The following is a 6,772-nucleotide window of genomic DNA, read 5'->3' as shown; positions in this document are numbered from 1 at the left end:
GAGCAGGGGAGATTGCAAAGGGTCGGTAGTTTGAAAAGCGGGCATTGGGAAGTGTTGAATGATAAATAGGAAATATTTAACTAGGGATGATAATGAGTAATGTCGAAAAGTTAAAAAAATATCTCATCGGTGACAATGATGATGGGTATTTACTGAAAGAAATCAGTAACGAAAAAGTAATTATGCTTTCCGGTGAATGGGGAAGCGGAAAAACCCATTTTTGGCATTTATCTGATGATTCTATAAAAGTAAAACTGGATCAAATAGAAAAACTGAATATTTATATCAGTCTGTACGGTAAATCTTCTTTACAAGAGATAGAGAATGAAGTATTTACAAAAGCGTATTACAAAAGTTTAGGCAAAGACAATATAGAAAAAGGGGCTATTGAAAAATTATCTTCATCTTTTTCTTCGTTATCTTCGTTTATCGATCAATTTTCAGATATAAAAGTCACGCCAATAGTAGATTTTGTAAAAAATTTAAATGAAAGTTCTAAACAAAGTACCGCAAAAGAATTTATCAAAGAGGGGTTAATTATTGCTTTTGATGATTTTGAACGCAAGTCAACTCTTGTCAATTTAAATGATCTATTTGGCTTTATAACCAATCTTGCTTTACAGTACAAAGCCACGATAGTCATCATTTTGAACGATGATGTTTTTGAGGGGAAAGAGAGAGAAGTTTTTACTAATGTCAAAGAAAAAACCGTCTCAAAATATTTGAAGTTTGCTCCGACGTGTAATGAACTTTTTGAACTTATTATTCAATATACTAAATATGCAATTTTGAGAGACGACAATGAAATTGAAAAAACTTTAAAAGATACATTTGACGAAGTCGGTATAGTAAACGCAAGAATTTTAATACAAGTTTTAGACAACCTTTCAGAATGGCATTCTAAGCAAATGTATTGTTCTACATTTTATATTCGCTATTTTGTTTTAGTCAACATAAATTTTATACTTAATCATCATGTTGCACAAGCTTTGTCATACGAAGGAGGAATACCAAATAAAAATAGTTTACTCACTTATACTTTAGATGAGGATGTTCAAATAAAATTTCTGACACATTCAACGATAAAAAGTAATATTGATTTTATGCTTATAGCATCTAAGATGTTAGAAAAGGCAAAATATGATGTGAAAATTATAGAAAATTTGAAACAAGAAATTTTATTAGACGAGAAAAGAATAGGTAGGATAGATCAAAATCCTGATAATGGCGAAATAATATTAAATTTTATAGATGAAAATAAATCATTAGTAAAAAGCCTACATTTTTTAATTTCTTTTGGACTTTATAATTATTCGCAAAGTCATAATCAAATAGAAGTTGATAAATTAAATGTGATCAATGACTTTATTGAAACAGGAATATTATAAATGACCAAAACACCAAATCAAAACATCAATAAAGCGTTACAAACTAAAATTCTTACAGATGATGTAAAAAACCTTATAGCGACCTCCCAACAAAAAGCCATACGAGCTATTGATTTTGAGCGGGTATTGCTCTATTGGAACATAGGTAAAAGAATTTACGAAGAGGTTCAGGGCGGAGATGATCGGGCTGAATACGGTAAAGCGATCATTAAAAATCTCTCTAATGCGTTGGAACCTATTTACGGAAGCGGATATTCTTATCGGCAACTATACTTATTTTTGCAGTTTTACAAAGCTTTTCCAATTGTGAACGCACTGCGTTCACAATTGAGTTGGACGCAATATAGGCTTCTTTTGCGGATAGAGGACAATGACAAAAGAGAGTTTTATATTGCAGAAAGTACAAAAAATAATTGGAGCAGTAGAGACCTTGAACGGCAGATAAACGCATCACTGTATGAGAGGCTGCTTTTGAGTAATGATAAACAATCCGTTTTAGAAGTAGCGAAAAATGAAAAGTTTCCGATCAATCCAAATGAGATTATAAAAGACCCGATGGTGTTAGAATTTTTAGGGTTAGAGAAAAAAAGTGTTTATTATGAAAAAGATTTAGAGAGTGCGATTATCTCAAATCTTCAAGCCTTTTTATTGGAACTTGGGAATGGATTTTCATTTGTTGCTCGTCAAAAACGGATACATATCGATGGGGATGATTTTTTTATCGATTTGGTTTTTTACAATAGGTTGCTTCAATGTTTCGTCGTGTTTGAGATTAAAACGCATAAATTGACCCATCAAGATATTGGGCAGTTGCAGATGTATGTCAACTATTTTGACAGAGTAGAAAAGCAAGCGTTTGAAAATGCGACAATCGGTGTGTTGCTGTGTGCCGATAAAAATGATACGGTAGTTAAATACACCCTTCCAGAGAATAATAAAACAATACTTGCGAGTAAATATCAGCTCTATCTACCTAGTGAAGAAGAACTCATAAAAGAACTTCATAAAGAGATTGAAAATTCTGATAACGTAGATGAGGACATGCAATGACCAAAACAATCACATTAGCCCAAGGCAACGGCGGCGAAGAGAACAACGAACTGATCAAAAAAGTATTTTACAAAGCCTTTAAAAACGAGATTTTAGAGCGCAGTGAAGATGCGGCGGTGATCGGGAATTTGGCGATGACGACCGATAGTTTTACGGTGAGTCCCCTCTTTTTTGCAGGGGCGGACATCGGGAAGCTTGCGGTGTGCGGTACGTGCAACGATTTGGCGATGATGGGGGCAGTGCCGAAGTATCTGACGTGCAGTGTCATCATCGAAGAGGGGTTTGAGGTCGAGAGTTTGGAGCGGATCGTCGAGAGCATGAGAAGCGAGTTAGCGATCAACGGTGCGGTAGTCGTGAGCGGAGATACTAAAGTCGTCCCGAAGGGGAGCGTGGATAAGATATTCATCAACACCACGGGACTCGGCGAGATCGTCCAAGCGGGGATCAGCTCGAACAATGTGAGCGAAGAAGATGTGATTCTCATCAATCGCGACATCGGGTGCCACGGGGCGACGATTTTCGCCGCGCGTGAGGGGATGGAGATGAGCAGTATCCTCAAAAGTGACTGTAACTCGCTCTATCCGCAGGTGAAAGCACTTATGGATGCAGGGATCAAGATCACGGCGATGCGTGATGCAACACGCGGAGGGGTCGCGGCGGTGCTGAATGAGTGGGCGAGACAGTCGAACGTCTGTATCGAAGTAGAAGAAGCAAAAATTCCCGTGAGCGATGAGGTCAAAGGGATTTGCGAGATGCTGGGCTTTGAAGCGACGGCATTGGCGAATGAGGGGACGTTTGTGTTGGCAATCCACAAAGATTCCGCCGCAAAAGCCCTAGAGATACTGGGAGGTTTTGACGTGTGCGCAATGGCTTCGGTGGTGGGAGAAGTGACTCAAAAGTATCCGCAAAAAGTGATATTGAAAAGCCCGTGGGGGACGTCTCGATTTTTAGAGACCCCGAATGGCGAGTTATTACCGAGGATATGTTAGAAGTTTTAAAATCGTTCGTGGTGAGCTCACGTGCCCTTTGGGTATGTCGAACCATGAATATCACCCTTCGACAGGCTCAGGGCGAACGGAAATAGGAATTGTGGAGAGAGGAAGCTATTATGCATGAATATTCGATAGTACAAGCACTGTTAACTCAGTGTGAGGATATTGCCCGTGAAAATGAAGCGGAGTCGGTGACAAAAATCGTCGTAAAGATCGGGAAAATGTCGGGAGTTGAGCCGCACTTGCTCGAAATCGCGTTTAATACGTTTAAAGAGAAAACGGTGTGTGACGGGGCGGATTTTGTGATGAACGTTCAGCCGCTCGTGATCGAGTGTAAGGGATGCGGGGTGCAAACGACGTTGGAAAAGATTTATTATAAATGCCCCGCGTGCGAAAGTCTGGACGTCAAAGTGATAGAGGGCGAAGATATGTTTTTAATGTCATTGGAAATGGAGTAGTTTGAAAATGCCGATAAAATTTAGAATTAATTAATCATTAAAAAGAGATAATGGATACATAAATATTATAGGAGTGTAGCTATGAATTTCGAAAAAGTGATAAAAGAAATCGATGAAAACAAAGGATTGTCACGTCGGAGTGCACTAAAAATGATGGCGTTATCGCCGGTTGCTGCATCAGTATTAGCTGGTTCTGCTGCTCCAACATCGTTGGAAGCTTCTGTATCAAATGCGACAGGCAAAATTGTTATTGTTGGGGGAGGACCGAGTGCTTTGATGGTTCTTGCCCGTTTGCAAAAAGGGTTGGCTAATCCGGATATTACTATTATTGCTCCCAATGAAAAACATATTTATCAACCGGGTCAAGTATTTGTTGCGGCAGGTGAGTATGAGTTGGAGGATATTATCTTTGATAATACCGGATATATCGGTGAAGGTGTGACATGGATAAAAGATGAAGTGGCAACATTTGACCCCGATAATAATAAATTGAGCACAAAAAATGGAACTCTTGTAGAATACGATTATCTTGTTGTTGCAACAGGATTACAATATCACTATGAAAAAATTACTGGGCTCACTAAGGATATGATTGGTAAGAATGGTATTTCTAGCGTCTATTTAAATGATGTTGCAGCTGGAACGGCAGAAGGGGGACGGATAACATTTGAATGGTTCAATGCGATCAAAGAAGCGGCTAAAACTTCTAAACCACGTGTATTGTGTACGCAACCTTCAACTCCGATCAAATGTGGTGGCGCACCGCAAAAAATTCTTTATCTGAGCAATGATTATCTCCATCGTGACAACCTGAGTGCTGAATTTACGTTTGCTACAGCAGGAGGGAAACTATTTAGTCTTCCTGAAATCGAAGAAGCCTTGACGAAAACGCAAAAACGTTATGGGAACATTACCAATAAATTTGGACACGATCTTATTGCTATTGATGTGGAGAAAAAAATAGCAACATTCTTGCATAAATATGAAGAACAGGGTGAATACGATAAAGATCTTGAAGAATATGAGATGATCGATAAAGAAGAAGAAGTCTCTATAGGGTACGATTTTATCCATATTGTCCCTCCAATGGCTGCCGTTGATGCGGTAGTTAATTCTCCACTCGGATGGCAAAAAGGTTCTGCGCAAGGGTGGTTGGAAGTTGATAAAGAGACTCTTCAGCATCGCCGCTATAGTAATGTTTTTGGAATCGGAGATGTATGCGGTATCCCGATTGGTAAAACAGGAGGAAGTGCACGTCATCATGCTCCTATAGTTGTTGGGAATTTGATTGCCGTGATGGAGAAAAAAGAGCTTGTGCTGAAATTTGATGGTTATACTGTTTGTCCATTGAAAACTGCATATGGTGAAATTATTATGGCAGAATTTAATTATGACGGACTAGCTCCATCATTTCCACTTGATCCGGCACAGCCTCGTTGGATTTGGTGGGCATTTGATCTTTATATGCTTAAACCTATGTATCGATATTTGATGCTGAATGGACTTATGTAAACATGGTATGATGTCGTAAAATTTACGACAATGGTTTAGAGTTATGAATCAACATAGTACACATTATTTTAAAGATTATATTTCAAGCGATTATACGGTTTTGACCTGTTCGCTTGAATTTATTATCGAAGAGTCATCAACGAGAGTTGAGAACATTATGGAAATTCGTCGTCAAAATCGTGATGCCAAAGAGCTTCGACTCGACGGTGAAAAACTCGATTTAGAGCTCATTTGGGTGAACGATGAACTCCTCGATGAGACGATGTATACACTCCAAGAGAGTGTACTTATCCTTCCGTTGAATTATGATAGTGCCCGAATTCGGATTATTAACCGTATCTATCCTGATGAAAATACGGAATTAGAAGGGCTATACCGTTCGGGTGGGATCTGGTGTACTCAAAACGAACCCGAAGGGTTCCGCCGCATTACCTATTGTATTGACCGTCCCGATGTAATGACAAAATTTACTACCAAAATTATTTCTAATAAAGAAAAATGTCCGATACTCCTCAGCAACGGCAACCTTCGTGGAACCGCGACGTTGGAAAATGGTAAACATATGGCGTTATGGGAAGATCCGATCCCTAAACCGTGTTATCTCTTTGCATTGGTCGCAGGGGATTTAGGCTCCATTACCGATACCTTTACTACGATGAGCGGAAAAAATGTTGATTTAGCGATTTATTGCGATCGCGGAAACGAGGATAAATGTCACCATGCGATGCGGAGCCTCAAAAAGTCGATGGAGTGGGACGAATATACCTACGGGCGTGAATACGATCTGGAGGTCTATAACATCGTTGCGGTGGATAGTTTTAACATGGGGGCGATGGAGAATAAAGGGCTCAATATTTTTAATTCCCATTACGTCCTTGCCGATGAAGAGACGGCGACCGACACCGACTTTTTGGGGATTGAGAGTGTTATCGCCCATGAGTATTTTCACAACTGGACGGGGAACCGCATTACGTGTCGAAATTGGTTTGAGCTGACGCTTAAAGAGGGTCTTACGGTGTTTAGAGATCAATGTTTTAGTGCCGATATGAACTCCCCTCTGACTCAGCGTCTGGATGATGTGAGAGCACTACGTGAGCGGCAGTTCGTCGAGGATGCGGGGCCGACAGCTCATCCGATCAAACCGGATCATTATATGGAGATCAACAACTTCTATACCGCTACCGTCTATGAAAAGGGTGCCGAAGTGATTCGGATGATGTATACGGTTCTAGGAAGGGAGCGGTTTCGCCGTGCTATGGATCTTTACTTCGAGACCTTTGATGGAAATGCGGTTGGGACGGAGGATTTTCTGTGGGCGATGCAGAGTGAAAGTCCGGTCGATTTGAGCCAGTTTAAACGGTGGTATTCTCAA

Annotated in this window: 6 protein-coding genes; all 6 read left to right on the top strand. The window is 39.9% G+C overall.

Annotated features, from left to right (window positions below):
- Positions 1-92 precede the first annotated feature (92 nt).
- Entirely contained in the window at positions 93-1,388 is a 1,296-nt protein-coding gene (locus tag WA010_RS07875) for a P-loop NTPase fold protein (protein WP_422556582.1), read from the top strand.
- Positions 1,389-2,438, top strand: coding sequence for a PDDEXK nuclease domain-containing protein (locus WA010_RS07870; RefSeq protein ID WP_422556581.1), 1,050 nt, complete (start codon positions 1,389-1,391; stop codon positions 2,436-2,438).
- Positions 2,435-3,427, top strand: coding sequence for a hydrogenase expression/formation protein HypE (gene hypE / locus WA010_RS07865; protein ID WP_422556580.1), 993 nt, complete (start codon positions 2,435-2,437; stop codon positions 3,425-3,427). The genes WA010_RS07870 and hypE overlap by 4 nt, the downstream gene beginning before the upstream one ends.
- 119 nt (positions 3,428-3,546) lie before the next feature.
- Complete coding sequence (gene hypA, locus WA010_RS07860) at positions 3,547-3,888, top strand: hydrogenase maturation nickel metallochaperone HypA (RefSeq protein WP_422556579.1); 342 nt, start codon at positions 3,547-3,549, stop codon at positions 3,886-3,888.
- Positions 3,889-3,969: 81 nt separating this feature from the next.
- The gene (locus WA010_RS07855) at positions 3,970-5,400 is read left to right on the top strand and encodes an NAD(P)/FAD-dependent oxidoreductase (protein WP_422556578.1); all 1,431 of its coding nucleotides are present in this window, start codon (positions 3,970-3,972) and stop codon (positions 5,398-5,400) included.
- Between the two features lie 43 nt (positions 5,401-5,443).
- Positions 5,444-6,772, top strand: a 1,329-nt coding sequence (pepN, locus tag WA010_RS07850) for an aminopeptidase N (protein ID WP_422556577.1), incomplete at its 3' end; no start/stop codon positions are given.

It is taken from the genome of Sulfuricurvum sp., from assembly GCF_049305995.1.
Classification (GTDB): domain Bacteria; phylum Campylobacterota; class Campylobacteria; order Campylobacterales; family Sulfurimonadaceae; genus Sulfuricurvum.
The sequence above is the reverse complement of the archived record's forward strand: the minus strand, read 5'-3'. Positions and strand labels throughout refer to the sequence as shown.